The organism is Afipia sp. GW822-FHT04G07 (assembly GCF_058800765.1).
On sequence record NZ_JBXAMP010000001.1, the window covers coordinates 1,751,668 to 1,777,307 of the forward strand.

Genomic DNA, 25,640 nt, shown 5'->3' on the forward strand with positions numbered 1-25,640 from the left:
ACAGGCAGCCTTTATCCGATCGAGCGCATCCAGCCGCTATGCCTGCCCGACAGATTGACTGTTTGAGAATAACTCGACTTCATCGAACAGGACATTACGCTGACAATCGGCGTGATTGCCAGAACCGCGACGTAGGAAGACGAATCGATGCAATTTCATCTCGACGGATTTCGGCCCGGTGACCCGGCGATCGCGCGCGCGTCCGATACGCACGACAGTCCGCCCAGCCATATCGATGTGCTCATCGTCGGCTGCGGTCCCGCAGGCCTGACGCTCGCGGCCCAGCTTGCTGTATTTCCGGACATCGCCACGATGATCGTGGAAAGCAAGGACGGCCCGCTTCAGGTGGGGCAGGCGGACGGCATCGCTTGCCGCACTATGGAGATGTTCGAGGCTCTCGGTTTCAGCGAACGCGTTCAGAAGGAAGCCTACTGGGTCAACGAAACGGTTTTCTGGAAACCGGACCCGGACCATCGCGGCAGCATCGTCCGCAGCGGCCGCGTGCAGGACGTCGAGGACGGGCTGTCGGAAATGCCGCACGTCATTCTCAATCAGGCGCGGGTGCACGACTTCTTGCTGGAGACGATGCGCCACGCGCCGTCGCGACTGGAGCCGGTCTATGCGCGTCGGCTGGTGCAGCTTGAGACGGCATCCGTCAACGCCAGCGCGCATGAGCCGGCAGGCTATCCGGTAACCGCGTTTCTCGAACGCCTTGATCTAGGGCACGAAGGCGAGATCGAGACGGTCCATGCGCGCTACGTCGTCGGCTGCGACGGGGCACGAAGCAAAGTACGGCAAGCGATCGGGCGCGCGCTGGTTGGTGATTCCGCCAATCAGGCCTGGGGTGTCATGGACGTGCTGGCGGTGACCGACTTTCCGGACATCCGGTTGAAGGCCGCGATCCACTCGGCGAACGACGGCAGCATGCTGGTCATTCCGCGCGAGGGCGGATACCTTGTTCGGCTCTATATCGAACTCGACAAGCTGGCGGAGGGCGAAAGAGTCGCGAGTAAGAACATCACCTCGACTCATCTCGTTGCTGCCGCGCAGCGCATCTTCCGTCCTTACAGTCTCGACGTGAAAGAGATCGCGTGGTGGTCGGTCTACGAGATCGGGCAGCGGCTTTGCGATCGCTTCGACAATATGCCGGATGGCGCGGACGGGACGCGAACTCCATCGGTGCTCATCGCGGGTGATGCCTGCCACACCCACAGCCCGAAGGCCGGACAGGGCATGAATGTTTCCATGCAGGACGGTTTCAATCTCGGATGGAAGCTGGCGTCGGTAATCCGTGGGCAGTGTTCGCCTGCCATCCTCAACACCTATTCGGACGAGCGTCGCGCGCTCGCGAAAGAACTGATCGACTTCGACCGCGCCTTCGCAAAAATGTTCAGCGCCCGGCCTAGTGATTCCAACACAAAGGATTCGGCCAGCGCCGATGGCGTTGGAATCGATCCAGCGGAATTCCAGCGCTACTTCGTCAAGCAGGGTCGCTTCACCGCCGGCACCGCCGTTCACTATGGGCCGTCGCTGATCTCGGCCGCGCCCACATATCAGCATCTCGCGACGGGCTTTGTCGTCGGCATGCGCTTTCACTCGGCGCGTGTAATTAGGCTGGCCGACGCCAAGCCGCTTCATCTCGGCCATGTAGTGAGGGCGGACGGCCGCTGGCGCCTGTTCCTGTTTGCCGACGATAAGACGCCGGATCATCCTGCGTCGCGCCTACGCGCGCTATGCGATTTTCTTGGCCGGTCTGATCACTCGCCTGTCAGAGTGCATACTCCGACCACAGCAGATATCGATTCGGTGATCGATGTGCGCGCCGTCTTTCAACAGGCCCATCGCGATCTCGCCTGTGATGCGATTCCGGACCTGCTACGGCCGCGCAAGGGCCGGTTCGGCTTGATCGACTACGAGAAGGCGTTCTGCCCAGACAAAAAAAGCGACGACGATATTTTCGAGCAGCGAGGCATCGACAGGTCGGCCGGATGCATCGTCGTGGTGCGGCCGGATCAATTCGTAGCGAATGTCCTTCCGCTAGATGCGCATGAGGAACTTGCTGCCTTCTTTCGCGGATTTATGATGCCGGTCGATGCCGTCTATAGCGGACCAACAAAGCACTATCCGTAGTTTCAGACCCCGACGACCTAGGTATTTCCGCGCTGGAGGCGAAGCCGGCAATTGCTCGTCCAAACTCCCTGCGTTCGGCGTCTGATCAATGGCCGCCTCATCGGCTGGAGCGGCTTAAGGTGGCCCGACTGCGATCAGACAATGAATCGGCTCAAATATTCCATTGACCCCGCCCGTGCCGCCGTCACTTTCCTTTCGGCAAGGCGCACTGTTCAAGTTGCGCCCATCCGGCCGCCGCTGGCCATTCGCGGCACGTGCCGCCCTTTGCATGGGCGCGCCGGTATTGGCTGGACACCCCAGATCACCCGCGCCGCTGACTGATAAGCCTTCTCATCAGGCTGAATAGGATCCTATAATTTCCTTGTCTGTCGGCGAACTGACTCCACTTTGTGGCTCCATGCGTGCCCTCGTTCCATTCATCCGCTTACGTCATCACAGATCCGCCATCCACAGAAAGCGTCTGGCCGGTCAGGAAATCACTGGCTGGGGAAGCAAGAAAGAGGAGAGTGCCGACCAAATCGTCCGGAACAGCTTCGCGCTTCAGAGCGCGACTAGCGATATTGTTGGCCACGATATCGCTGGTCCAACTCGGGTTCTTGAGCATGGCCTCGCTCGTGGTAAGACCAGGCGCGATAGCATTCACGCGGATACCGTCACCACCAAGCTCGCGCGCCGCAGCGCGCGTCAAGGAGATAACCGCACCTTTTGACGCGACGTAATGAGCAATTCCAGGTGAGCCTTTGATGGCCGTACCTGAAGAGAGATTGATGATCTTGCCATAACCGCGTTGTTTCATGAGCGGCGCCGCCGCCTTGATGCATTCGAACGTGCCCCTCACATTGACCGTCAGCACCCGATCCCATTCGGCGCTCGTGATCTCGGTGAGGTGCTGTAGCCTCAATTGACCGGATATTGCGGCGTTGTTCACAAGAATGTCTATGCCGCCAAATTTTTCGCTCGCAGCTTTCAGCATGGCGTTGACGGAACTGCCATCGGTAACGTCAAGTGAAACACCCAGCGCCTTACCGCCATTTGCCTCGATTGCATCACACGTAGCAGCGGTGCTCGAGAGGTCGCCTGCGACGACCGACGCGCCGGCGTTCGCCAGCGCCAGCGCAAATGTGGCGCCAAGCCCCTGTGCCGCACCGGTTACGACTGCAACCTTTCCGGCGAGCGGCGCCGATGGCCCCCCCGATGATACCTGCGATGATACCGTCAAAGCCAATTCCCCTTACGACGCTGACGCGCCACCATCGATTGGAATGACTGCGCCCGTGATGTAGCTGGAAGCCTGCGATGCCAGAAGCAGCGCCAATCCCTTGATCTCTTCGGGTCGCCCGATCCTACCCATCGGCACATCGGCGGCGAATTGATTCGCAACCTCGGCCTGACGCAAGCGGCCCTGCCCGATATCCGTCAAGAATGGTCCTGGCGCGATTGCATTGATGCTGACGTTGTGCGGAGACAGTTCGATGGCGGCCTGCCGAACCAGATTGCTGACGGCTGCCTTGGTCGCTGCATAGGCGTATCCGCACATGCGTTCGCCGCGCAGACCGGCAATCGATGCTGTAACAATGATGCGTCCGCTACGCCGCGCGCGCATGTGAGCAGCCGCCGTCCTGATTGTCACGAATACGCTCGTCAAATTTATTTGAAGCAGACTATTCCACTGGGTCAAATCGACCTGCTCCATTGCGCCCGCTTCGGTCAGCGGTCCCGAACCGGCAGAAAGGCCAGCATTCGCAAAAGCGATATCAAGCCGCCCGAAGCGGGCGGCAGTGCCGTCAATTGTCTTCACCAGCGCATCGATGTCCGATACGTCGACGATCTCGGGATGAACCTGAAGCCCACGGGCGGTCAGCCGAGCGCAAGCGTCCGACAGAGCAGCCCTGTCGATATCCGTCATCACGACAGTCGCGCCCTGCTCGGCAACAGCTTCGGACATCGCGAAGCCGAGTCCTTTTGCGGCTCCAGTCACAAAAGCAACCCGACCATCGAGATTGAACATATCCTTGCCTTGCACAGCCAACTCCCAGCGCTAGCTACCATCCTAGTCTTCTTGCAGGCCGCACGGCACGGAAACCGCTCTCGGCTTCTTACGAGCCGACAGTCGAGAGAAACGCGTTCAACTCGGCGAGGAAACCCTGCGGATTTTCCATTGCGACGATATGCCCGGCGTTGGGCACCACCGCATGTCGGGCGCGCGGAATCTTCGCTGCCGCTTCGGCCAAAATCTCCGGCGGCGCACCTTTATCCTTGGCGCCACCGATGATCAGCGTTGGAACGCGGATTTCATGCAGCCTTGCACCGAATGCCAATGTCTGTAACGCCTTGCAACATCCCTCATGACCGACCGGGCTGGTCGAGCGGATCATCTGCCGAACCTTGTCGAGCGCCGGAGGATTCTTTGTGACCGTCTCGGGAGTAAACCAACGCTCGATTGTCGACTCAACCACGCCCTCCATACCCTTCTCGCGCGCCTTGTCGATTCGCGATTGGAAATAGGCCGCGTAGTCGGGCGGCGCATCCGGCCGCGAGTCACAAGCCGTAAGCGAATGCAGTCTGCCGGGCGCAGAGATCGCGAGGCCGTATCCGATCATCCCACCGATCGACAAGCCCACCCAATGACTCTTTTCGATGCCCAGCGCATCCCAAAGACCCATGGCATCCTGCATCAGCATTGGAAAGTCATAAGGCCCCTGCACTGCCTGGGTTTCCCCGTGTCCCCGCTGATCGTAACGAAGAATGCGGTAGTCCGCCTTGAGCGCAGCGACAGTATCGTCCCAAACTGTCAGGTTGTTCGCCAACGCGTGTGAGAACGTAATCCAGGGAGCATTCTTGTTTTGAACTTCGGTCTCGCAGTGAATCGAGACGCCATTAACTTCGATTTTCATTGAAGAAGGCCTTTCCTAGTCTTCGCCGACATAAGTGAGATCGTCCGCGAGCTTAAGTTCGATGAGGACATTCTCGTCGGTGGAATCTTCGCAAAGCATCGAACGATGAGCGATGCCCTTGGGGATGAACAGCATGTCCCCCGGACGCATCGTCCGTGTCCCCATCTCGGTTTCCCAGCGCAAAGCGCCCTTTATGCAAATGATAACTTCATGTGCATCAATGTTCCGATGCCAGAAACCCATGTCTTCCTTGCTGCGCTTGGAAAGGTCGATCTTGACGCGGTCCGCGGAGTAGATCCGCAGTGGCGTGCCATCCGCCTTGTTTTTGTTACTCGGCGTGAACTTGGCGTCGAAAATATTGAGCATTCGGAAAATCTCCGGATACTCGAGCACGCCTGCGTTTTCGACCGGCGACGCATGGTGCGCAAGAACGACATTCTTGCCATTAATCGTAACTACTTCTCTCAGAACGTCGCTCATGCGTATCCCCTTGGTTGCTGCAACTTCATTGATATCTACCGGGCCTTCGCTTCGATCACCGCAAAGTTGCGCCCCGCCGTCTCAGGCAGGAGCAGCGCAGCCACGAGGCAGATAACCGCCGCCACGCCGCCTATCATCATGCCGTTGAGAAGATTGCCGCCGGTCTGCGCGGCTACGAGCGGTACAACATACGGAGCAAGACTGCCGACGCCACGACCGATCATGTAGATCGTCGAAACAGCGCTCGACCTCAGCTCAACCGGGTAGAGTTCCGAAAACCAGGCGCCGAACATGCCGGCGGCAACCTGACCTACGCCCCAAACCAGATACCAGGCAAAGAGCGGCCAGATCCAAAGCGAACCTGGGAAAGCCGCATCCTTAGAGATGTAGATGCCATAGAAACCGATAAGGCTAAGCAGCATTGGCAACACGATGCTGAGCTTGCGGCCAAGGCGGTCGGAGTACCACCCAAACACAAGGAAAGTGATCGCCAGCACCAGCGCAAACAGCAATGTCACGTCGCGCACCGTCGCGGGCGCCGCACCAAGCTTGACCATGTAGCCCGGAATAAACACCGACACCGAATAGAAGGCGAACATGTAGCCGGACACGACTGCAAATCCCAACACCGTGTAGAGAAGTGAGGCCCCCTTGAAAATCTCGATCAGCGGGCTGCCCGATTTGGCCTTCTCCGGTGGAAGCTCCCCCGCCTTGCGCATCCGCTCATACTCGGCCCAGATTTTGGATTCCGGCATCCAGAAGCGCACGTAGATCATAAGGAGGATCGGAGAACCGCCTGTAAGGAGAGCAATACGCCAACCCCAGTCGGGGCCGAATGTCCCTAACGCCCACACCGATACAACAGCAGCAGCGGCGATACCGCCGGAAGACGCGGCCTGGACGACGCAACTGCCGAAGCCGCGCCTGTTCTTGTCCCACACCTCATTGAACAAAACGATGCCAGCGCCCCATTCGCCGCCAAGTCCGATGCCTGTGATGGCACGCAGCACAAGAAGAGAATTGAAATCCCAGGCGAAAGCAGATGCTATTGCGCCTAGCGAGAATAGCGCCAGCGTCAACATCAGGGAATTCTTGCGGCCGATCTTGTCGCCAAGCCAGCCGAAGATGATCCCTCCGAGAACCGACCCTATTAGGGTGACCGTTGTGATGATACCCGCTTCTGTCAGCGTGATCCCCAGCGACTTTTGAATCGCGCCCATGAGAAATGCCAAAATCAGAATGTTATAGAAATCCAGACCAAACCCGAGAACCGTGGAGAAAAGCACACTTCGCTTTTCCCGCTTGTCGTACGTCAGCTGCCCCGTAACCATTTCCAAACTCCCCTTGAAGACCAAAGGCCGCATTGCTTGCGGCTGTCATGTTTTTGACGCGCATTCTCATCAGGACCTACCGAAAGCTCCTGCCACTCCTCATTTGTCCGCTAGATACAACAGCATTGACTCGGGATACTTCGATCATCGAAGCAGCTAAGCGATGACATAACCGCGATTTATCTTTTTCGGTGCGCGGGTATGCCATCCGCGTTTAGCGAGGCCAGCCTAAGCAGCTGGCTGCGCATCCTTCCTGGCTGGCGCACGATCCTGGAGGAACGGCATCACATCCGAAGCAAACCGCTCGATGTTCCTGTTCGTCAACTCATCGTTCAGCGTTCCGAACTGCAACAGACAGACCATGTTTCCAAGGCCAGTCTTATCGCGCATCTGCTCGATCTTCTCTCGCACGGTTTTCGGACTGCCGATGATCGCCGTGCCTTTCTCGACGAGTTGTTCCAGCGTCTGTCTTTCGATGCCGAGGCCAGTCCGCACCTTTGCCAGCGCCTTTGACGAAGCCAGCGATGAATAGCCGGGTGGAATGAGCATTTCCCAAGGCATGGGCAGATAGTCGTTGAAGAGCCGCTCCAATGGTTCACGCGCTTCTTCGCGAGCACGTTCGTCGGTATCCGCAACATAGATCGGCGCGGCCCAGCCCAGCTGATCGGACGACACCTCGTAGCCAAATTTTTCCGCCTCGCCGCGATAGACCTTGAGGTATTTTTCAACTGCTTCGGCCGTGCTGAATGTCACGACGAAAGGGTATTTTCTTTCCGGTGCGGCGGCCCAGTGAATTGTTTCAGCCGAACCTTGTGAAGGAATCCAGATCCTCGGGTGCGGATTCTGGACGGGACGCGGCCATGGGTTCGCATAATTCAGCGTGAAGTGATCACCTTCGAAGGCAAACGGACCCGGCTGCGTCCAAGACTTTACGATCAGATCGTGAGCCTCGTGGAAGCGTTCGTGAGAGAAAGCCGGATTGATGCCTGACGTGTGGTACTCCGACCCGATACCGCGAACGAAGCCGACGATAAGCCGCCCCCTCGACATGTTATCCAACATCGCGAATTCTTCCGCGATGGTGATCGGATTGTTCACCAAAGGAAGAGCTCGGCCAAATACACCGATTTTGACGTTCTTTGTTCGCTGAATGAGCGCGCTGGCAATCAGATTTGGCGCAGGCATCATGCCGTATGCCGTCTGATGATGTTCGTTGACGCTAATAATGTCGAATCCAAGCCGTTCGCCACTGACGAGTTGCTCGATGTAGGCAGCGTAGTCTTCCGCGCCCTTGGCCGGATCGTAGAAGCTGTTTGGCAGCAACGTCCAGGCGGAGCGATACTTCTTGGCCGCTACGAAGTCCAAGCTTCGATACGGCATCAGATGAAACAGAACGAACTTCATACCGCTACCCCATCAATGAAAGTTTTAACCTCGGCTAACAAGGCATCCGACGCTTCAATATGCGGAAGATGTCCGCAGCTCTCATAGATGGAGACCTTCGCGTGCGGAATACGCTGTTTCCAGCGCTCGGCGTAGCTGGATGGAATGATCTTGTCTTCCTTGCCCCAGCCAATGAACGTTGGAATCTTGATTCGGTGCAGCCACTTTTCCAGATCTGGATTGAACATGCGCGGCTGCCAGCCGTATTTCGTCACCGCGAATCTGTTCTTCATCATCACATCGAGTTGCTCATCGGTCGGCTTGACCGACAGCAAGCGATCCGCAATGGCCTGATTAAAGAAGATATTGCGTGTAGCCTCCTCGTTCGACCACATGAAGATGTCTCCGAACGGCACGCCCTTGATTCTAACGCCGGCAGGCCCGACCATCGTGAGGCTGGCAAGTCGGCTCTCGTTGCGGATTGCAATCTCGGAAGCAATCCATCCGCCCATTGATGTTCCGACCAGATGAACATCACGCAGGTCAAGCTTCTCCATCAAATCGAGATAGAAAAACGCCAGATCCGGCACGCTGCGTATCCATTCCGGATCGTCGGAGCGACCGAATCCTGGATGATCGGGAATGATCAGATCGTACTTACCGGAAAGATTCTCAAAGAACGGAAGCCAACCGGCAACTCCGTTGGCTCCGTGGATAAACAGGACCGGCTTGCCCTTGCCTTGCCGCAGCAGGCCTACGGCAACGCCGTCGACTTCAATTACTTGACCAGTTGGTGTCATGTAGAACGCGCTTTCTGTTGCTCAACTTCACAACCGTTGGCGCAATCTACATAGATGCTTACTTACCACTACCTTTCAAACTCATATGGATGATATCAAGAAATCTAATGCTGCTAGTGCACACTAGCACCCGGCCAACAGCAAAGCGTTTACACGCTACTGCGGCATTCTGCTCCATAGCTCGTCGACTTTTCCTAGTTCTGCTTCAATCATTTCAATAAATTTTCTCGCGACGGCACTAAGAGGCCGGCGACGATCATAAACCGCATAGAGATCAAAGGGAATTGCAGGCGCAGTAACCGGATAAATGTACGCTCCCGGATTTTCCAAATCATCGAGCACAGCAATGAATGAGGCCATCACCGCCCAGTCCGAATTCATGGCTATTCCTACGGATCCAACCGTGCTGTTGATCTCGATAACTTTCGCGACTTTGATAATGCCGCGCTCAATGTACTCCTGAGTGACCTTTCCGAAACTGTGTTTCGTCGTCGGCAAGATCAACTTCAGTCGATCGGTGCGCGTGAGGTCGCACGGGCTGAATGAAGGCCCAAACAGTGGAGAACCACTCATAAGAACCACGCGGTCCTGGTACACCAGCCGTTGGACCAGATTTCCTTCGACAACAGGCCGGGCACCCAAGGCAAAGTCGATCATGCCATCCCTAACCCACTCCACGAGCGTGCCGGTGTAACTTTCAGAGATGGTGATATCAACTTGCGGATACCGCTCCATGAATGGCAGTAGAACATTCTTGAGCAGGCTGCGATTAAACATCCCCGACAGACCGACGTGAATTTGACCGGTCAACATGTCCTCGTGATGCGCTGGACGCAGGTCCTCTTCCGCGAGAGTAACATTCAGCATAATCGCGACGCATCGACCGTATAATTTTTCGCCCGCATCGGTCGGCTTGATACCTCGTGCATGACGCTCGAAGAGCTGAACGCCATACTCGTCTTCTAGACGGCGAATCTGCATGCTGAGCACGGGCTGCGCCACCCTCGCCTTCTGGGCAGCCTTGCTGAAAGACCCCTCCTCGTACACCCACATGAAATAGCGAATCTGCTTAATTTCCATCGTTAGGGACCGCCCTCTCCTCTTTCGCATTGCAACCGGCAGGTATTGCGATTGTTGATATGTACCTTCTGTTTTGTAGACGTAGTGCGCCCTGCACCTATTTCATATCCTGAATTGCTCTCGTGTGATGGCGGCGTCGCCCTCTCCGCGCGCCGCCTGCGTTTGAAACAGCTTTGCATACATAAGCAAATCCAGCCAATCCACTGAGGCAATCCTAATGAAGAAGAATGCTTACAGCCGTCCGCTCGTTGTTGGGATCGGCGGCTCAACTCGCGCCGGTTCGACATCCGAGCGGGCCTTACGATCCGCGCTTTCTCTGGTGGGTGCGGCCGGATGCGACACTCTTGCTTTCGCCGGTCCCGATCTCATACTCCCTCCCTTTGAGATGGGTGTCGCGCAGAACAATCCCGGCGCCATTCACCTGATTGATGCGCTTCGTCGCGCATCCGGCGTCATTATCGCCTCACCGGGATACCACGGTTCGATGTCCGGAATCGTCAAGAACGTGCTCGATTATACGGAAGAGATGCGTGGTGACGATTTGCCTTATCTCGAAGGTCGGGTCGTCGGCTGTATCGTTTGCGCGAACGGCGCCCAAGCGATGGGCACCACGCTAGTGACCATGCGATCCGTCATCCATGCTCTGAGGGGATGGCCGACACCTTACGCCATGGCGATCCAGACCGATGTGAAGCAATCGTCCTCCTGCGAAGCCGTCAACTGGCAACCCGGCCTCACGATTCTCGCCGAACAAGTCGCCGCCTTCGCACTGTCGAACATCGCGGCCAATCTTTCCGCAAATGCAGCCGATCAAAAGAAAGCCGCTCGCGCCTGCTGAAAGATGCGCGCATTCCCACATCACGCGAGGCATATCATGATCTTTGAATGGAAAACCTATCAGGCTGCGGATAACGCGGCTCCGGCGATGAAGGATCGCTTCATGAAGCACACGCTGCGCTTCTTCGCCAGGCATGGCATCGGCGTAGTCGGGGTTTATTCGGATGCGGCCGATCCTTCGAAACTCTATTATCTGACGCAGTTCGATACGGATGAGAAACGCCAGGCTGCTTGGAAAGCGTTCCAGGGCGATCCAGAGTGGCAGGCCGTCAAACGGGATTCGGAAACCAACGGCGCACTCGTCGCGGCACAAACAACCATCGTCCTTCAACCTGAGCCCGTCCGTTAGCAGCCGTACCGTACGCTCTCATCTCGAAAACTGGATCAGGATAGGCCGATGACCTTCAAGGCGCTGGTGGCAAACAAGACAGGTGGTAAGATTTCGACGGGCGTAGTCGAGATGAGTGAGCAAGACCTCATGCCTGGAGATGTGTCCATTGCAATCGACTATTCAACCGTGAACTTCAAGGATGCGCTCGCGATTACCGGGCGCACGGAGGTCATTCGCAAGTTTCCTCTGATACCGGGCATCGATTTTGCGGGTATCGTGGAGGCATCGTCCTATCCCGGCATTTCAGTCGGAGACCGCGTTGTTGCTAACAGTTGGGGGCTGAGCCAAACCCATCATGGCGGATATGCGCAGAAAGCGCGCGTAAAAGGGGAGTGGCTGGTCAAGCTGCCAGAACCTTTTTCGACAAGGGACGCCATGGCTATCGGCACGGCAGGCTATACGGCCATGCTAAGTGTCCTTGCTCTCGAACACGGCGGCATTACGCCGGCTCGTGGCGACATCCTCGTGACGGGCGCGAATGGTGGCGTTGGCTCCATCGCGATCGCATTATTGTCTGGTCTCGGTTATCGCGTCGTTGCATCGACTGGTCGTCCTGAGGAGGTCGGCTATCTGCGGAGTCTGGGCGCTGCGGACATCATAGATCGGCGGACACTTTCGGAGCCGAAAGGTCCAATTGCCGACGAGCGTTGGGCCGGGGCCGTCGACTCCGTCGGCAGTCATACACTCGTCAACGTCCTGGCGCAGACGAAGTACCGTGGTGTCGTGACAGCCTGCGGCCTGGCTCAGGGTCTTGATCTTCCGGGCTCGGTTCTGCCCTTTATCCGGCGCAACGTTACCCTTGCTGGCATAGACTCCGTGAATACACCGCAGGAGGCGCGGATCGAGGCTTGGTCACGTCTTGCACGAGATCTGGACCTGAAGAAGCTTGCACGGACAACGCATGAAGTCGGTCTCGCAGACGTTCCCGATGTCGTGCGCAAACTGTTTGAGGGAAAAATCCGGGGCCGGACCGTTGTCGACGTCAACGTCTAGTGGCCTGCTTTGGTCTGCATCGTTCGGACGGTAATTTCTCTAGGATCTGTCCTGCGCTTTGGGTCGGATATCAAGCCAAGACGTCCGACAATCATATCGACGCTCAACCGAGCCATCGCCATGTTTGCAAACCGCGAAGCATCGAGGTCGACAATGGCAGTCAATTTACATCGAGAGAGTTCGACCTATGGGCGCGCAGCCTTTGTGCAGGACCGACTCAAGCTATTGATATTGTTGGTGGGCGACCCAGTTATGATCGGACCAGTCTCTCGCCGGATTCCCTGCTAACAGGGAAAAGAACAGGGTATTTTCTGAATTCGGGGCAATTTTCCACGCAGCAAGTGTGAGATACGCCCATTTGGCAGGGTTTTCTCGCAGAATTCCCTACGCAAAGAACAGGGATCGAACAGGCCCGGAACAGCGAATTTTCAGGGCCGATCAGGGATTGCGGAAACGAAAATAGACCCGATCGAGCCGCACCGCGCTCGTTATTATAAGGTACGCCGGCGGCCCGGTCAGAAAGGACGCAGAATGAATGAGACTTTCTCCGTTGGCGTCGGTGTTTCGATCCGCCCCAACATCACACCCAGTTACATGTCGGGATAGAATGCGACGGGGTTTAAGAACTTCGCCTGCATCTCGGCGATGGGTATGCCTGCAAGTCCGTACTCTTCTGCAGGTGCGCAGGCCCAGGCCGCCTTGATGGCAATATTCATGGACCACTCCCAATTATTGCTCGGTATGCCCGCCGCATCTCGAAGGCCCGGCGTGGGTAGATCAGCACATCGCTTCCCACGAGCTCAGTTCCTGAGCGCGCGTTACTCGTCCCTAATATCGCATATTTCTGAGCTCGATTGGCGGTGCCGAATGCCCGGCACCGTGCCGTTAAACGTGTACGCGGCCAATAACAAGTTCACCGTCCGATCGTCTGCAGATCAGAGCCGCTGAAATCAAGGTCAAGTAAAACGCTACGACCACAGCGACTACTGCAACACCGGGCAACGAGCCGATGGAGGCGTTCAGGGTCAGGTTGGCCCAATTCAGATCAGACGACCCCGGCAAGATCTCCAATTGGGAAATCTGGAGCATCCATGCGGCGAGGAGAATCGTGAACAGCCAAAGATAGTTTCGGCGAAGGCGATGGCAGAACGCTTCACGTCTGCTGATAACGAATGTTGGCAAACGCAGATCATCCCCGAGGCTATTCGCCCAATCCAGATTGGCACCACGTTCGGGCTTGAAGACCTGCGCATAATAATGACGCTCGATTGTCCTGACCCGGCGGCGATAGACGTCAAAAAATCGATAGCGCCTGGACTCGATCACGAGAAGCATGGAAACAATAATCATTGCGAACAGCAGAATCTCATGACGGTGCGCTGGCCCAGACCATGAAATGGACAGCATCGCCGCGACGCATGTAATAGCCCAATTCGTCGTCCGGTCGATACGGTCCCGCCACCCTGCCATACGCGCGATCTCGCCCCTGTAATAATGCGCGATCACGTTGATGAACTCCTGCGAGGTTGCAGGAAACATAGTAACCGGCACCTGTGTTTCAAAGTCACGTGGCGAGATATTCATTACAGCTCTCCTCCGCAACTGACTCCGCTCGACTCTCCAAAGAGATGCAGGGCCTGAATCGACTTCCAGTAGAACCAATCCAGAGCCCGGGCGAGTGCGGCAACAGAAGCAGTCCTCCCGATGCCGATGCCGGTGCCGGTGCCAGTACCCGCTAGAACGATGCGCATGTTCATGCAGCCTGCCGTATGTCCTCAGCCAAAGCTGCAAACAGCTCTGAGACGATAGCCTCATCGACATTCAGTGTCAGCGCGATGCGAAGCCGCGCGGTGCCTTCGGGGACGGTCGGCGGGCGGATCGCACGAATGTCGAAGCCTCTGTGCTGTAAGGACGCAGCGAGCGCCACCGCCGCGCGATCGGCACCGATGATCACAGGCAGAATGTGCGAACCGGAGGGTTCGATACCGCAGCAACGACGAAGCTCAGCCCCCGCAAACTGAACCAAACGTGCCAGCCGTTCCCGCCGCTCGGGATTGGTACGGGATACTTCGAGAGCAGCCCGCGTGATCGCCGCGACCAATGGCGAGGGCGCGGTCGCGAAGATAAAGGGCCTCGAGCGGTTGACGAGGAAATCGCGGACAATTCTCGGCGCAAGAATGAAGCCGCCCACCGTGCCGAGCGCCTTGCCGCAGGTGTGCAGCGTGATGACATTGTCACGGCCCTCGAACGGCGCAGCGAGCCCTCGCCCCTGCGGCCCAAGCACACCCGTCGCATGCGCCTCGTCGATCACGACCATCGCATCGTGACGGTCCGCAACCGAAAACAAGTCCGGCAGATTCGGACTGTCTCCGTCCATGCTGTAGAGGCTCTCAACCGACAACCAGGGCCGCCCCCTCCCCCCGGCCGCGCGCCAGCGCACGATCGCAGCCTCGAACGCATCAACATCGTTATGCGGAACGCCGACCGACTCGGCGCGGCCACGGCTCAGTCCCTCGTGGACGCTCGCATGAATCAAGTCGTCGTGGACGATGAGATCGCCACGCTGCGGCAGCGTCGAGAAGATCGCGAAATTGGCGACATATCCGCCGCCGAAATAGAGTGCCGTCTCTGCCCCGAAATAAGCGGCTGCTTCACTCTCCAGCGCCTCGTGCTCCGCATGATTGCCTCGCAACAATCGCGATCCGCCCGATCCGACCGGCACGCCGCGCGCCAGCGCATCGACGGCGGCCTTTTTCAGTTCGTCCGATTCCGCCAGGCCGAGATAGTCATTCGACGTGAAATCGATGCCAAACCGCCCGCGTAGCGTCCGTAACCGGCCCCGCCCCGTGAGTTCGAGCAAATCTGCTTCAAATTTCTCATGCATCGTCGCACCTCACATCGCTGACTGAGCTCAGCTTCGTCAACCGGACTAGAACAGTTAAGCCGATGCCGATACGGATCCCGTCATGGTCGTCCTTGCTTCCGTTCGTTCCATTCCGAGTCGCATAAGCAACTGGTGGTCCTTATCCTCGCTTGGATTGGTCGCGGTCAAAAGCGTGTCGCCGATGAAGATCGAATTGGCGCCGGCCATGAAGCAAAGCGCCTGCATTTCGTCGGTCATCGCTGTGCGTCCCGCCGACAAGCGGACGTCGGACATCGGCATCAGGATTCTCGCCAGCGCCACGGTGCGCACGAAGGAAATCGGATCGATCGGCGCGGCGTCGGCAAGCGGTGTGCCTTCAATCGGAATCAACATGTTGATTGGCACGCTCTCCGGATGCTCCGGAAGGTTGGCCAGCGTTCGCAGCATCTCGGCGCGATCGAGCGGCTGCTCGCCAAGACCGAGAATTCCGCCGCAGCAGACTTTCATGCCGGCGTCGTGGACATGCCGCAGCGTCTCTAGCCGATCGCCGAAGGTCCGGGTGTGAACGATGGAGTCGTAATGCCGTTCGGAAGTGTCGATGTTGTGGTTGTAATAATCCAGTCCGGCATCGGCCAGTTGCTTCGCTTGATCCGGCGTCAGCATGCCGAGCGTCATGCAAGTTTCCATGCCGAGCGCCTTGACACCTTTGACCATTTCGATCACGGGACCCATGTCACGGGCCTTCGGCGAGCGCCAGGCCGCGCCCATGCAGTATCGCGTCGCGCCAGCCGCCGCGGCCGCCCTGGCTTCCTCGATCACCCGCGCCGGGTCCATCAGCTTGGAGGCCTGCACCCCGGCATCGTGATGGGCGGACTGGCTGCAGTAGCCGCAATCCTCCGGGCAACCGCCGGTCTTGATATTCAACAGCCGGCTGAACTGTATCTTGTTAGGATCGAACACCATGCGATGAATCGTCTGCGCCCTGAACACCAGATCCATAAACGGAGAATCATAGATCGCAGCAGTCTCTTCGCTCAACCAGTCATGGCGGATCACGAACGACTTCGCCGCTCCCGGATCAACACCCTGCTCCGGCCGACAGTCGCCGTTCAAGATCGAGAAAGACTGCATCGCGTTCACTTGCTGTGTCATCGAAAACTCCCATCCGATAGCGACTAAATCCAGCCGACGCACTGCGAAGCTTGTGGCCGCGGCCGTCGATCTCGTTCCCGGCTAGGCCGGTCGCAAGACTTGAAAACTCGATGTCGCCGACGCGATCAGGTTGTCGGCGCCATCGTAGGCAGATGCGGTCATGGACCAGACCCGCGAGCCGCGATGAAGAACCTGCGCGACGCACCGCAACCGGCCATCTGAAATGGGGCGGTGATACTGGACGTTGAGCGCAATCGTCGCAGCCGCACTTTGCAAGTGATTGATCAGATGCCCCATCGCCACATCCAGAGCGGTGGCGATCACGCCGCCCTGCAACACTGCGCGAGGGTTGTGCATGTCCTCGCGCACCTCGAACGTCACGGTACAGGTGTCCTGGTCAAACGACACTCCAAAACCCAGAAACCGAGCCAGGAAGAACGTGCCAAATGTCTGCGAATGCGTGTCCAGCGCCCGTTCAAGCGCCTCGCGCGGAACATTCAGATCGCGCAACTTGCGCGGTCGAATGCTCTCGCGGTCGCTATCCCCAAGGTCAGACACGGCGCGTCTCTCCGACCCAGTAAGTGTCCCGCACAGCTCGACGCATGACTTTTCCAACCGCGCTACGTGGCAGGGTCGCTACGAAATCCACTGACTTCGGCGTCTTCACCGGGCCAAGGCGTTCCCGGCAGATCGCGATCAGGTCCTCGGCGAGAGCTGGTTCGCCGGGCTTGAGTTCGACAACCGCCTTGATGGCTTCGCCCCACTTCGCGTCCGGCACACCCACAACGGCACAATCCTGAACTGCCGGATGTGACTGAATCACCTGCTCGACCTCGAGCGGATAGACATTGAATCCGCCTGTGATGATAATTTCTTTCTTGCGATCGCAAATATAGAGGAATCCGTCCTCGTCTTCGTAGGCGAGATCGCCGGTGTGATGCCAGCCAAACTTGGACACTTCCGCGGTCGCCTCTGGATTCTTGTAGTAACCGCGCATGACGATATCGCCCTGAGCGACAATCTCGCCGACCTCACCTCTGGCGACGAATTCACCATCGTCGTTCATCAGTGCTACCCGCGTGAAGGGCGCCGGACGACCACAGCTCAAAAGGCGCTTTTCATCGATCTCTCCGTTGCTGTCGAGATGCTCCCCCGCGCTCAGGAACGTGATTCCTGCAGGCGCTTCATGCTGACCGTAAGCCTGTGTCATGACATGGCCGAACACACCAATCGCCTCGCCGAGTTTCGCCGCCGACATCGGCGCCGCCCCGTAGAGGAAATAGCGCAACGACGAATAGTCGAAATCATGAACGCGCGGATGCGACAGCAAGCCATAAATCGCGGTCGGCGGCAGATAGATCAGCGACACCCGATGTTTCTCGATCGACGACATCACCGCCAGCGCGTCGAATTTCGGCAGAATCACCATGGTTCCGCCAAGCGCAATATTGATAAAGGCGAACATCGCGGCAGCATGCGACAACGGCGCTGCAGCCAGATAGACCGACGAGCCGTCCGACTGCATCCGCGAGCGATAGTTCGCAATCATCGCCATGAAATTGCGGTTGGTGTTCATCACCGCCTTCGGCCGCCCGGTGGTTCCGCCGGTGCCACGCAGCATGCACATCCCATCGGGATCCAGCGGCAGCAGAACAGCTTCGTCGGACTGATGCGCCATCCACTCTTCCATGGCGGGACCACACTCACCCGCGCCATCGATACAGATAAAATGACGAATGGCCGGAATCTCCTCGCGCACACGGCGCGCTAGGGCCTCAAACTCCTTCTGATAGAACAGGACTTCGACATCGAAGAAGTCCAGAATATATAGATGATCCTCTTCAGCGTTTCCGACATTGATCGGAACCCACGTCCCGCGTGACTTCAGAATGCCGAGCAGCGCCACGAACGACAGCCAATGATTGCGGCTGATCACCGCGCATTTGGTTTCCCGCTGCACCCCGAATGTTGCCAGGCCATTGGCAACGCGGCACGCCAGGTCATCGACCTGCTTGTAGCTCCATGACTGATCCTGGAAAATCAGCGCGGCCTTGTCCGGAAACATATGAACATTCCGGTTGAAGAAATCGATCAGGTTCATTTTGAGCTCTCCATAGCTAGGCTGTTACAGCCGTTTCCCGCAGCAATTCGTTCTCGACCCACGTCGTTGTCACCTCGGCAGCGGCGAAACTGCGATGCGTGATGACCCGGCGCTGGAATGGGATGGTTGTCGTAATGCCCTCGACGTTGAATTCAGCGAGATACCGATCCATGCGCGCGATCGCCGCTTCTCGAGTCGGCGCATGGACGATCACTTTCGCGATCATCGAATCGTAGTACGGCGGCACGCGGTAACCCGCATAACAATGGGTATCGAGCCGCACGCCGGCCTGCTCCGGCGGCGACCATGCGGTGATTAGGCCGGGTATCGGCTGGAAGTCTCTCGCCGCATCCTCGGCATTGATCCGACATTCGATTGCAACGCCGTCGATCCTGACCTGATCCTGAGAGAACGAGAGTTTCTCGCCCGCTGCGATCAGTATCTGTTCGCGCACGATGTCGATGCCGGTGATCATTTCCGTCACCGGATGCTCAACCTGAACGCGCGTATTCATTTCCAGGAAATAAAAGTGATCGCTGTCGATGTCATAGACGAATTCGACCGTGCCGGCATTGGTATAGCCGGCGGCCCGGGTCAGCGCCAACGCCGCTTCGGCCATCGCCGTCCGGGTGGCTGGCGCCAGCACCACCGATGGCGCTTCCTCGATTAATTTCTGATGGCGGCGCTGCACCGTACAATCCCGCTCGAACAGATGACAGACATTGCCGTGGTGATCGGCCAGCACCTGAATTTCGATGTGGCGTGCCCTGCTGATGTATTTTTCAAGATAGAGCGCTCCGTCGCCGAACGCCGCCAAAGCTTCCGCCTGCGCGCTCTTGAATGCAGCCGTCGCCGCCCCCAACTCCCGCACGACCCGCATACCGCGACCGCCGCCGCCGGCAGTCGCCTTGATCAAACAAGGAAGGCCCACCTCATCGATCGCCTCGAGAAGCTCCTCCGGCGACGAGACTTTCTCTTTTCCCGGTACAATCGGCACGCCTGCGCGCTTGGCCATTGAAATGGCGGTTATCTTGTCGCCCATCTTTTCGATGGCGTCAGCGCTCGGGCCGATGAAAGCAATCCCCGCTTCCGCGCAGAGCCGTTGAAACGCCGCGCGTTCAGAGAGAAATCCATAGCCGGGATGAATGGCGTCGCACCCTGTGCCCTGTGCCGCGGCAATGAGCGCATTCATGTTCAGATAGCTCTCCTTGGCCGCAGCTGGACCGATGCAGATCGCCCGGTCGGCGAGACGCGCGCCAAGTGTGTCCCGATCAGCAGCAGACACGCCGATCACGGTTTCGATACCCAGACTTTTGCAAGCCCGGATAATACGAACCGCGATCTCGCCCCGGTTGGCAATGAAAACGCGACGGAAGCGACCTGCGGTCATCGGCTTACTCAGAGTGGCACTGTGAACGACAGAAACGAGCTCAACCAATCGGCTCGATGCGAATCAACGGCTGATCGAACTCGACCAGCACGGAGTTCTCGGCGAGGATCTCGACCACGCGCCCGTGGACGCCCGCGGTCACTGTGGAGAACAGTTTCATCACCTCGATAAGCCCGATGGTATCCTCGGGGCCGACGACATCGCCGACCTCGACGCACGCCGGCGCACCGGGTTCGAGGGCGCGGTAGAATGTGCCGAGCATCGGTGCCCTGATGTAGTGGCCATCAGCCATCAGATTCACCGGCGCCGCAGCGACTGGCGCCGCGGCCTTAGCGGCAGTATCGGCCGGGCGTGGCGCCGCCGCCGCGTTCGGTGCAATCGCCAGGCGTTGGGCAGGCTGCGACAATTCCGCGCCGTCTTGCCCGGTAATGCTGATCTTGAAATCACCGACTTCGATGGTCGCACTGCGGCACCGGTCGGCAGATTTGATGAGTGTCAGGATGTCAACGACATCACGGTAGGTCAGAGGATAATCCACGTTACATCTCCAGATATCACAAACGGGTGCTGTCGATCCGACTAGGCGTAGTCCATGGCGATGCGGAGCGGGCCGCGATTGCCCGCAAGCCCGCGCTTCTCGATCCGCAATGCTTTGATGGTTGTCTGCTTCGTGAGCTCTTCGACCAGAATCTTGAGCGGCGTCTTGATCGCGTTGCCGCCCATGAAGACGTTCTTGCTTTTCTCCATCGCCTCGACGGTCGGCCGGCCATAAAATAGGTGCAGCAACAGCTCCTCGTCAGACCTGAACGGCCCGTTCTGTTGCCTGAAACTGTCCAGGACGCGCTCTTCGTAAAAGTCCTTCAGAACGATGCGCTCGGCTGACTTTCCGTTAAGAATGCGATCCAGCACATTCGGATCGATCGGCGCGCCGGTGGACCCGTAATATCCGAGTGCGAACAGGCGAACCTCATTCGGGATCGTTTTGTAACGCTCCCCTTGAATGATATTGAGCGTCGCCTGCACGCCGACGAACTGCGAGAACGGCGTCACCATGATCGGATAGCCAAGTTCCGCGCGCACCCGGCCAGCTTCGTGCAGCACCTCGTCAAGGCGATGCATGAGCCCGGCTTCCCGCAACTGATTTCGGAAGTTCGAAATCATTCCGCCGGGAATCTGATGCTCGACAAAACGGTCATAGGTAACCGGATCGAAGGTCGCCAGTGGGAAGACCTGCTTGTTCTCCCGGTATGCCGCCCAATACATGTAATCGTCCAGCCGCCGCACGACGTCCATGTCGAGCGGAACAGGGATGCCCAGCTCGTTCGCAATGCGCACAATGTCGTGGGTCGCCGGCAGCGATTCGCCGTTCGCCAACGGCTCCGCCGCCGTGGTCACGGCCGACACGCCAGCTTTCAGCGCCGCGCGATAGGAGTCATGCGCCAGACCCATGGAGGCGTGCGCATAGAATTCGATCGGCAGCCGGTTCTCCGCTCCGCGGTTGATTGCTGCCAGCAACAATACAGTTCGCGGGCCGTCGAGAATGCCACTGGCATCGGCAACCACAATGCCGTCGACGCCGAGATCGAGATATTCGCGCGCCTTCTGCGCATAATGTTCGTCGGTGTGGATCGGGCTCTTCGAATAGGTGATCATGCCAGTGACTTGCAGACCGAGCTTCTTGCCGATACGGCAATGCGCGGCGATATTGCTGACGTCGTTCAGGCCATCGAACACCTTGACTGACTTTGCACCATTGCGCTGCAGGCAACGGAACAGCAATTCGACGACCTCGTCCGGATAGCGGTTCCAGCTGAACAGGTTGCGGCTCCGGATCAGAATGTCGATATCCGTGTCCGGCAGATAACTACGGACCAGACGCATCCGCTCCCAGGGATCGTCGCCGAGAAAGCGGACCGCGGTCTCGAACGAGGCGCCGGAGATCACCGTCGCCCGGTCGAACCCCGCTTTGTTGATGAGGGGGCTTGCCTCGAGCATGGTGCGCGTATCCATCCGCGTCGCCCATAGCGATTGCGGCCCGTCGCGCATCGTCTCATCGATGAATTTCAACATGCTCACACCTTCACCAGCAGGGCATCGGCCTGGCCGAATCCGCCGCAAATGGCCGCAATACCGTAACCGCCGCCTGCTTCACGGACCGCCCGCGCGACCGTCATGGAAATCCGCGCGCCGCTCGCGCCGGTTGGATGCCCAATAGCGACGGCGCCGCCATTGACGTTGGTCATCGCGCGCAGGCGCTTCAGCAGAGCGTCATCGCCATCTGCGAGAAATTTGCTCGACACCAGAGGCATGGCGGCAAATGCCTCGTTGATCTCGATGCGCTTGATATCCGACAGCTTGACGCCGGCCTTGTTCAGAAGCGCCGCGATAGCTCGCCCCGGCAGGACCGGCGATGAATCGAGCGCGCCGGCGAGCTGGACATGGCCGACGATTTCGCACAACGGTGTTATCCCGCGCTTGCGGGCTTCTTCCGCCGACATCAGCAGAGCGACCGCCGCGCCATCGTTCAGCCCCGGCGCATTGCCTGCGGTAATCGTCGGGCTTTGGTAGACGACCGGCAATTCGGCGAGCTTTTCGCGAAGCAGATTGCGTCGCGGTGCTTCGTCGGTCTCGAGATTTTGCTTGCGGCCTTGTGCTTCGGCGGTAACAGGCGCGATCTCGCCACTGAAGTAACCGCGATCCAGCGCGGCAAAGAAACGCTGATGGCTCTGAAAGGCCCAGTCATCCTGTTCTTCACGACCGACACCATGGGCAATGGCTACCTCTCCCGTGACTCGCGCAAGCGGCTCGCCGTTGATCGGGTTGCGGAACTGCAACGGATCTTCAACGGTGAAATCGCCCAAGCGCCGGCCCCAGCGCACACCGCGCTGGAGAAAGGGCGCATTGCTGCAACTCTCGATGCCGCCAGCCAGCACGATGTTCGCTTCAGCGATCCGGATGCGCATGTCCGCTAGGCCGATTGCCGTCATCGACGAGCAACAAGCGCGATCGACGGTGAGAGACGGCGTATCCGGCGGAAGCCCGCCTTTGATGTTGACCTGCCGCGCGGCAACCAGCGTATGGCTGCCGTGAATCGCGGTTCCGAAGTATGTCTCGTCGATCTCCTGCGGCTCGACCGCACTGCGACTGACCAGCGTCCGGACGACATGCGCGCCCAGATCGATCGCCGAATGGTCACGCAGCATGCCGCCGAGTTTTCCGATCGGGGTACGCGTCGCGTCCGCAATAATTGTCCCGCTCATCCTATCTTGCTCCGGTGAGTACGCTACTGTCGCCTGATCCCGCCGCGCCCCCGGTCTCATCGACGAACGGCACCGGATCGGGAGCGAGGACCGAGGACAAACCGCCGTCGGCCACCAGATTGGCTCCGGTGACATAGCTTGCCTGCTCCGACGCCAGAAACAGGATGACGTTGGCCAGTTCCTCCGGGCGCGCATAGCGCCGCAACGGGATCCGCCCGACCCACAAACGGTCAAGCCCGGCGGAGCGCATGTCCTGATTCATCGGCGTCGTTACAAATCCGGGCGAGACCGCATTGACCCGAATGCGATACGGCGCGAGGTCGGCTGCTAGTTGCTGCGTCAAGGCAATGACGCCGCCCTTGGCTGCGGCATAAGCGACGTTGACGCTGGCCGTGCCGCGCAGACCCGCCACCGATGCGATATTAACAATAGAACCACTTCCGGTTCGCTTCATCGCGGGTATCGCCGCACGTACCGTCAGGTGAATCGAAGCGAGATCGATGCCGACAATCCGATTCCACAGCACCGCGTCCGTTTCTTCCACCGTCCCGCGACCGACAATGCCGGCCGCGTTGCAGATAATATCGAGACGGCCATGCGCCGCCTCGACGCCATTTATGGCATCCCCGATCTGCTGTTCGCTGGTGACATCGGCAACGACGCCTCTGGCGTTATCGGTCCCCAGCGCCGCCAGTGCGTCGCGCAGCGCGGCTGCGTTCTGATCAACGAGCGAGACCCGCGCACCTTCCGCGAGCAGCCCTTCGGCAACCGCGAGCCCCATACCCGAAGCACCACCTGTTACCACGGCCACCTTGTCTGCAAATCTCTTCACGTCAGCCTCCTCAACCACTTGCGGCAACATCCGGCGGCGCGTCACACGCCGTGTCGATTCATCAAAGATATGTCGGCATCCGCGCGATAACGCGGCAGCCGTCATCGCCAGCGCAGCAAGCGCTTCTCAAGCCCCGTCATGGCCTTGGTCAGAATGACCCCGGCGATGCCCAGCACCAGAAGCACACCGAATACGCCATTGGTGTCGAAGGTGCCCGCGAGGTAGGTCAGGAGCTGCCCTAACCCGTGCTCTGATGCGATGATCTCGCCCGCGATCACGCCAAGCAGGGCATAGATCAGCCCCAGCTTGAGCCCCGAAAAAATCGTCGGGATCGCGTTCGGCAGCATCACCTTGAAGAACACCACCGCCTTCGACGCGCCGAGCGTTTCCGACAGGATGAGAAAGTCGCGATCGACGCTCCGCGCTCCGGCGACCGTGTTCGCCAGCACGATGAAAAACGTCAGGGAAAAGCCCAGCGCGATTTTCGAGGCCACGCCTAGGCCGAACCACAGAAGAAACAGCGGAGCGAGCGCGACACGGGGCAGCGAATTGAGCCCGGAGAACAGCGGCTCCAGAACTTTCTCAGCAATGGGATAGACCGCGAACAAGAGACCGAAGGCAATACCCGCGACACTGCCGAGGCCGAACGCGGCCAGCGTGGAGCCCAGAGTCCACGCCGTCTCTGTCGGAATCGTCCCGTCCATAATCGACGTTTCAAGGTAACGAACTATGCCGGAAGGACGCCCGATGAATAGAGGGTCGATGATCCTGTTGACCGACACCCACTCCCACAGCAACACCACAACGGTGAATCCAGCGATCTGGATCGACGGGATGACCCACCACTTTTCAGCCTTTGCCGAATACAGCGTGCTCATTGGCCTGATATCTCCGATTCCAAGCTCGCCTGCTCGACGGCGACTTCGAGACGTCCCCATATCTTGGCGTAGAGCTCGTGATAGAGCGGGTCGCGCTGAAGCGCGCGCACCGACCTCGGGCGCGGCAACGGAATCGTGACATCGTCAACGATGCGACCGGGCCGTGCGGACATGACAATCACGCGATCGGACAATGTCACGGCTTCCGACAAATCATGCGTGATGAACACGACGGTGCGCCGCTCTTCGTTCCACAGGTTCATCAGAATGTCTTCAAGCTGAAGCTTGGTTTGCGCATCGAGCGCGCCAAATGGCTCGTCCATCAGCAGAACCGGCGACTTCAGGGTGAAGGTGCGCGCCAGCGCCACACGCTGACGCATGCCGTGCGACAGCGCCTTCGGATAATTATCGGCAAATCGTTCAAGGCCGACACGCTTGAGAAATTCAAGCGCGCGCGCCCGGCCTTCGGATTCCTTCACGCCACGAAATTCGCTGCCCACCATCGCGTTCTGCAGCGCAGTGCGCCAGGGAAACAGGCTGTCTCTCGCCAGCATGTAAGCGACATCATGCCGACCCGCACGCGGCGGACGACCGGCCACTGTCATGACGCCAGTCTGCAGCGGCAGAAGTCCCGCCAGCAGATTTAAGATCGTCGTCTTGCCGCAGCCGCTTGGCCCGACAATCGAAACAAATTCACCAGCCCGCACCGACAGCGAGGCATCCGTGACGGCCTGCATTCCACCCGCGAAGGTGTGGGTAACGCCGGAAAATTCGATAGCTGACGCGCCTTGTTCCGTAAGACGCGCCGGCTCGAAGACGCGATGGGAAGCATTCATGGCCGTTTC

At 58.6% G+C, this 25,640-nt stretch carries 25 protein-coding genes; 4 read left to right on the forward strand and 21 right to left on the reverse strand.

Going from position 1 to position 25,640, the window contains the following annotated elements:
• Positions 1-147 precede the first annotated feature (147 nt).
• Positions 148-2,130, forward strand: a complete 1,983-nt coding sequence (locus AC1RKJ_RS08560; RefSeq protein ID WP_492790645.1) for an FAD-binding monooxygenase — start codon at positions 148-150, stop codon at positions 2,128-2,130.
• 424 nt (positions 2,131-2,554) lie between these two features.
• Here AC1RKJ_RS08560 and AC1RKJ_RS08565 read toward each other — a convergent pair whose 3' ends face one another.
• The 8 genes from AC1RKJ_RS08565 to AC1RKJ_RS08600 all read right to left on the reverse strand — a co-directional run bounded on the left by AC1RKJ_RS08565 (position 2,555) and on the right by AC1RKJ_RS08600 (position 10,098).
• Positions 2,555-3,349 carry an SDR family NAD(P)-dependent oxidoreductase gene (locus AC1RKJ_RS08565; protein ID WP_492790646.1) on the reverse strand — a complete coding sequence of 265 codons (795 nt, stop codon included), beginning with the start codon at positions 3,347-3,349 and terminating at the stop codon, positions 2,555-2,557.
• Positions 3,350-3,361: 12 nt separating this feature from the next.
• Entirely contained in the window at positions 3,362-4,153 is a 792-nt protein-coding gene (locus AC1RKJ_RS08570) for an SDR family NAD(P)-dependent oxidoreductase (protein ID WP_492790647.1), read from the reverse strand.
• A 73-nt stretch (positions 4,154-4,226) separates the two neighbouring features.
• Positions 4,227-5,024, reverse strand: a complete 798-nt coding sequence (locus tag AC1RKJ_RS08575; protein WP_492790648.1) for an alpha/beta fold hydrolase — start codon at positions 5,022-5,024, stop codon at positions 4,227-4,229.
• A gap of 15 nt (positions 5,025-5,039) precedes the next feature.
• Positions 5,040-5,504 carry a cupin domain-containing protein gene (locus AC1RKJ_RS08580; RefSeq protein ID WP_492790649.1) on the reverse strand — a complete coding sequence of 155 codons (465 nt, stop codon included), beginning with the start codon at positions 5,502-5,504 and terminating at the stop codon, positions 5,040-5,042.
• A gap of 35 nt (positions 5,505-5,539) precedes the next feature.
• The gene (locus AC1RKJ_RS08585; RefSeq protein ID WP_492790650.1) at positions 5,540-6,835 is read right to left on the reverse strand and encodes an MFS transporter; all 1,296 of its coding nucleotides are present in this window, start codon (positions 6,833-6,835) and stop codon (positions 5,540-5,542) included.
• Positions 6,836-7,063: 228 nt separating this feature from the next.
• Positions 7,064-8,239 carry an LLM class flavin-dependent oxidoreductase gene (locus AC1RKJ_RS08590; RefSeq protein WP_492790651.1) on the reverse strand — a complete coding sequence of 392 codons (1,176 nt, stop codon included), beginning with the start codon at positions 8,237-8,239 and terminating at the stop codon, positions 7,064-7,066.
• Positions 8,236-9,018 (reverse strand): alpha/beta fold hydrolase, encoded by a 783-nt coding sequence (locus tag AC1RKJ_RS08595; RefSeq protein ID WP_492790652.1) that lies wholly within the window; start codon positions 9,016-9,018, stop codon positions 8,236-8,238. Before AC1RKJ_RS08595 ends, AC1RKJ_RS08590 begins: the two co-directional genes overlap by 4 nt.
• A gap of 156 nt (positions 9,019-9,174) precedes the next feature.
• Complete coding sequence (locus AC1RKJ_RS08600; protein ID WP_492790653.1) at positions 9,175-10,098, reverse strand: LysR family transcriptional regulator; 924 nt, start codon at positions 10,096-10,098, stop codon at positions 9,175-9,177.
• A 217-nt stretch (positions 10,099-10,315) separates the two neighbouring features.
• Between AC1RKJ_RS08600 and AC1RKJ_RS08605 the strand changes: the two genes are divergently transcribed.
• The 3 genes from AC1RKJ_RS08605 to acuI are packed head-to-tail and all read left to right on the forward strand — an operon-like array spanning position 10,316 to position 12,319.
• Positions 10,316-10,936, forward strand: coding sequence for an NADPH-dependent FMN reductase (locus AC1RKJ_RS08605; protein ID WP_492790654.1), 621 nt, complete (start codon positions 10,316-10,318; stop codon positions 10,934-10,936).
• Positions 10,937-10,972: 36 nt separating this feature from the next.
• On the forward strand, positions 10,973-11,284 hold the full coding sequence (locus tag AC1RKJ_RS08610) for an NIPSNAP family protein (RefSeq protein WP_492790655.1): 312 nt from the start codon (positions 10,973-10,975) through the stop codon (positions 11,282-11,284).
• Between the two features lie 48 nt (positions 11,285-11,332).
• The gene (gene acuI, locus AC1RKJ_RS08615; RefSeq protein WP_492790656.1) at positions 11,333-12,319 is read left to right on the forward strand and encodes an acrylyl-CoA reductase (NADPH); all 987 of its coding nucleotides are present in this window, start codon (positions 11,333-11,335) and stop codon (positions 12,317-12,319) included.
• A 590-nt stretch (positions 12,320-12,909) separates the two neighbouring features.
• Here the strand turns inward: acuI and AC1RKJ_RS08620 are convergent.
• The 13 genes from AC1RKJ_RS08620 to AC1RKJ_RS08680 form a co-directional block, all read right to left on the reverse strand.
• Positions 12,910-13,035: a hypothetical protein gene (locus tag AC1RKJ_RS08620; RefSeq protein ID WP_492790657.1), complete on the reverse strand. Its 126-nt coding sequence runs from the start codon at positions 13,033-13,035 to the stop codon at positions 12,910-12,912.
• A 169-nt stretch (positions 13,036-13,204) separates the two neighbouring features.
• Positions 13,205-13,903: a DUF2270 domain-containing protein gene (locus AC1RKJ_RS08625; RefSeq protein ID WP_492790658.1), complete on the reverse strand. Its 699-nt coding sequence runs from the start codon at positions 13,901-13,903 to the stop codon at positions 13,205-13,207.
• A 169-nt stretch (positions 13,904-14,072) separates the two neighbouring features.
• The gene (locus AC1RKJ_RS08630; protein WP_492790659.1) at positions 14,073-15,203 is read right to left on the reverse strand and encodes an 8-amino-7-oxononanoate synthase; all 1,131 of its coding nucleotides are present in this window, start codon (positions 15,201-15,203) and stop codon (positions 14,073-14,075) included.
• Between the two features lie 54 nt (positions 15,204-15,257).
• A complete protein-coding gene (bioB, locus tag AC1RKJ_RS08635; RefSeq protein ID WP_492792683.1) occupies positions 15,258-16,313 on the reverse strand; it encodes a biotin synthase BioB in 1,056 nt (351 codons plus the stop codon).
• A gap of 102 nt (positions 16,314-16,415) precedes the next feature.
• Entirely contained in the window at positions 16,416-16,892 is a 477-nt protein-coding gene (locus AC1RKJ_RS08640; RefSeq protein WP_492790660.1) for a PaaI family thioesterase, read from the reverse strand.
• Entirely contained in the window at positions 16,885-18,435 is a 1,551-nt protein-coding gene (locus AC1RKJ_RS08645) for a class I adenylate-forming enzyme family protein (RefSeq protein ID WP_492790661.1), read from the reverse strand. The genes AC1RKJ_RS08640 and AC1RKJ_RS08645 overlap by 8 nt, the downstream gene beginning before the upstream one ends.
• Before the next feature lie 16 nt (positions 18,436-18,451).
• A complete protein-coding gene (accC, locus tag AC1RKJ_RS08650) occupies positions 18,452-19,825 on the reverse strand; it encodes an acetyl-CoA carboxylase biotin carboxylase subunit (protein ID WP_492790662.1) in 1,374 nt (457 codons plus the stop codon).
• A 40-nt stretch (positions 19,826-19,865) separates the two neighbouring features.
• Complete coding sequence (locus AC1RKJ_RS08655; protein ID WP_492790663.1) at positions 19,866-20,363, reverse strand: acetyl-CoA carboxylase biotin carboxyl carrier protein; 498 nt, start codon at positions 20,361-20,363, stop codon at positions 19,866-19,868.
• 41 nt (positions 20,364-20,404) lie between these two features.
• The gene (locus tag AC1RKJ_RS08660) at positions 20,405-21,895 is read right to left on the reverse strand and encodes a hypothetical protein (RefSeq protein WP_492790664.1); all 1,491 of its coding nucleotides are present in this window, start codon (positions 21,893-21,895) and stop codon (positions 20,405-20,407) included.
• A 2-nt stretch (positions 21,896-21,897) separates the two neighbouring features.
• Entirely contained in the window at positions 21,898-23,085 is a 1,188-nt protein-coding gene (locus tag AC1RKJ_RS08665) for a thiolase family protein (protein WP_492790665.1), read from the reverse strand.
• Position 23,086: 1 nt separating this feature from the next.
• Positions 23,087-23,917, reverse strand: coding sequence for an SDR family NAD(P)-dependent oxidoreductase (locus AC1RKJ_RS08670; RefSeq protein ID WP_492790666.1), 831 nt, complete (start codon positions 23,915-23,917; stop codon positions 23,087-23,089).
• A gap of 101 nt (positions 23,918-24,018) precedes the next feature.
• The gene (locus tag AC1RKJ_RS08675) at positions 24,019-24,795 is read right to left on the reverse strand and encodes an ABC transporter permease (RefSeq protein WP_492790667.1); all 777 of its coding nucleotides are present in this window, start codon (positions 24,793-24,795) and stop codon (positions 24,019-24,021) included.
• Positions 24,792-25,631 (reverse strand): ABC transporter ATP-binding protein, encoded by an 840-nt coding sequence (locus AC1RKJ_RS08680; protein ID WP_492790668.1) that lies wholly within the window; start codon positions 25,629-25,631, stop codon positions 24,792-24,794. The genes AC1RKJ_RS08675 and AC1RKJ_RS08680 overlap by 4 nt, the downstream gene beginning before the upstream one ends.
• Between the last annotated feature and the right edge of the window lie 9 nt (positions 25,632-25,640).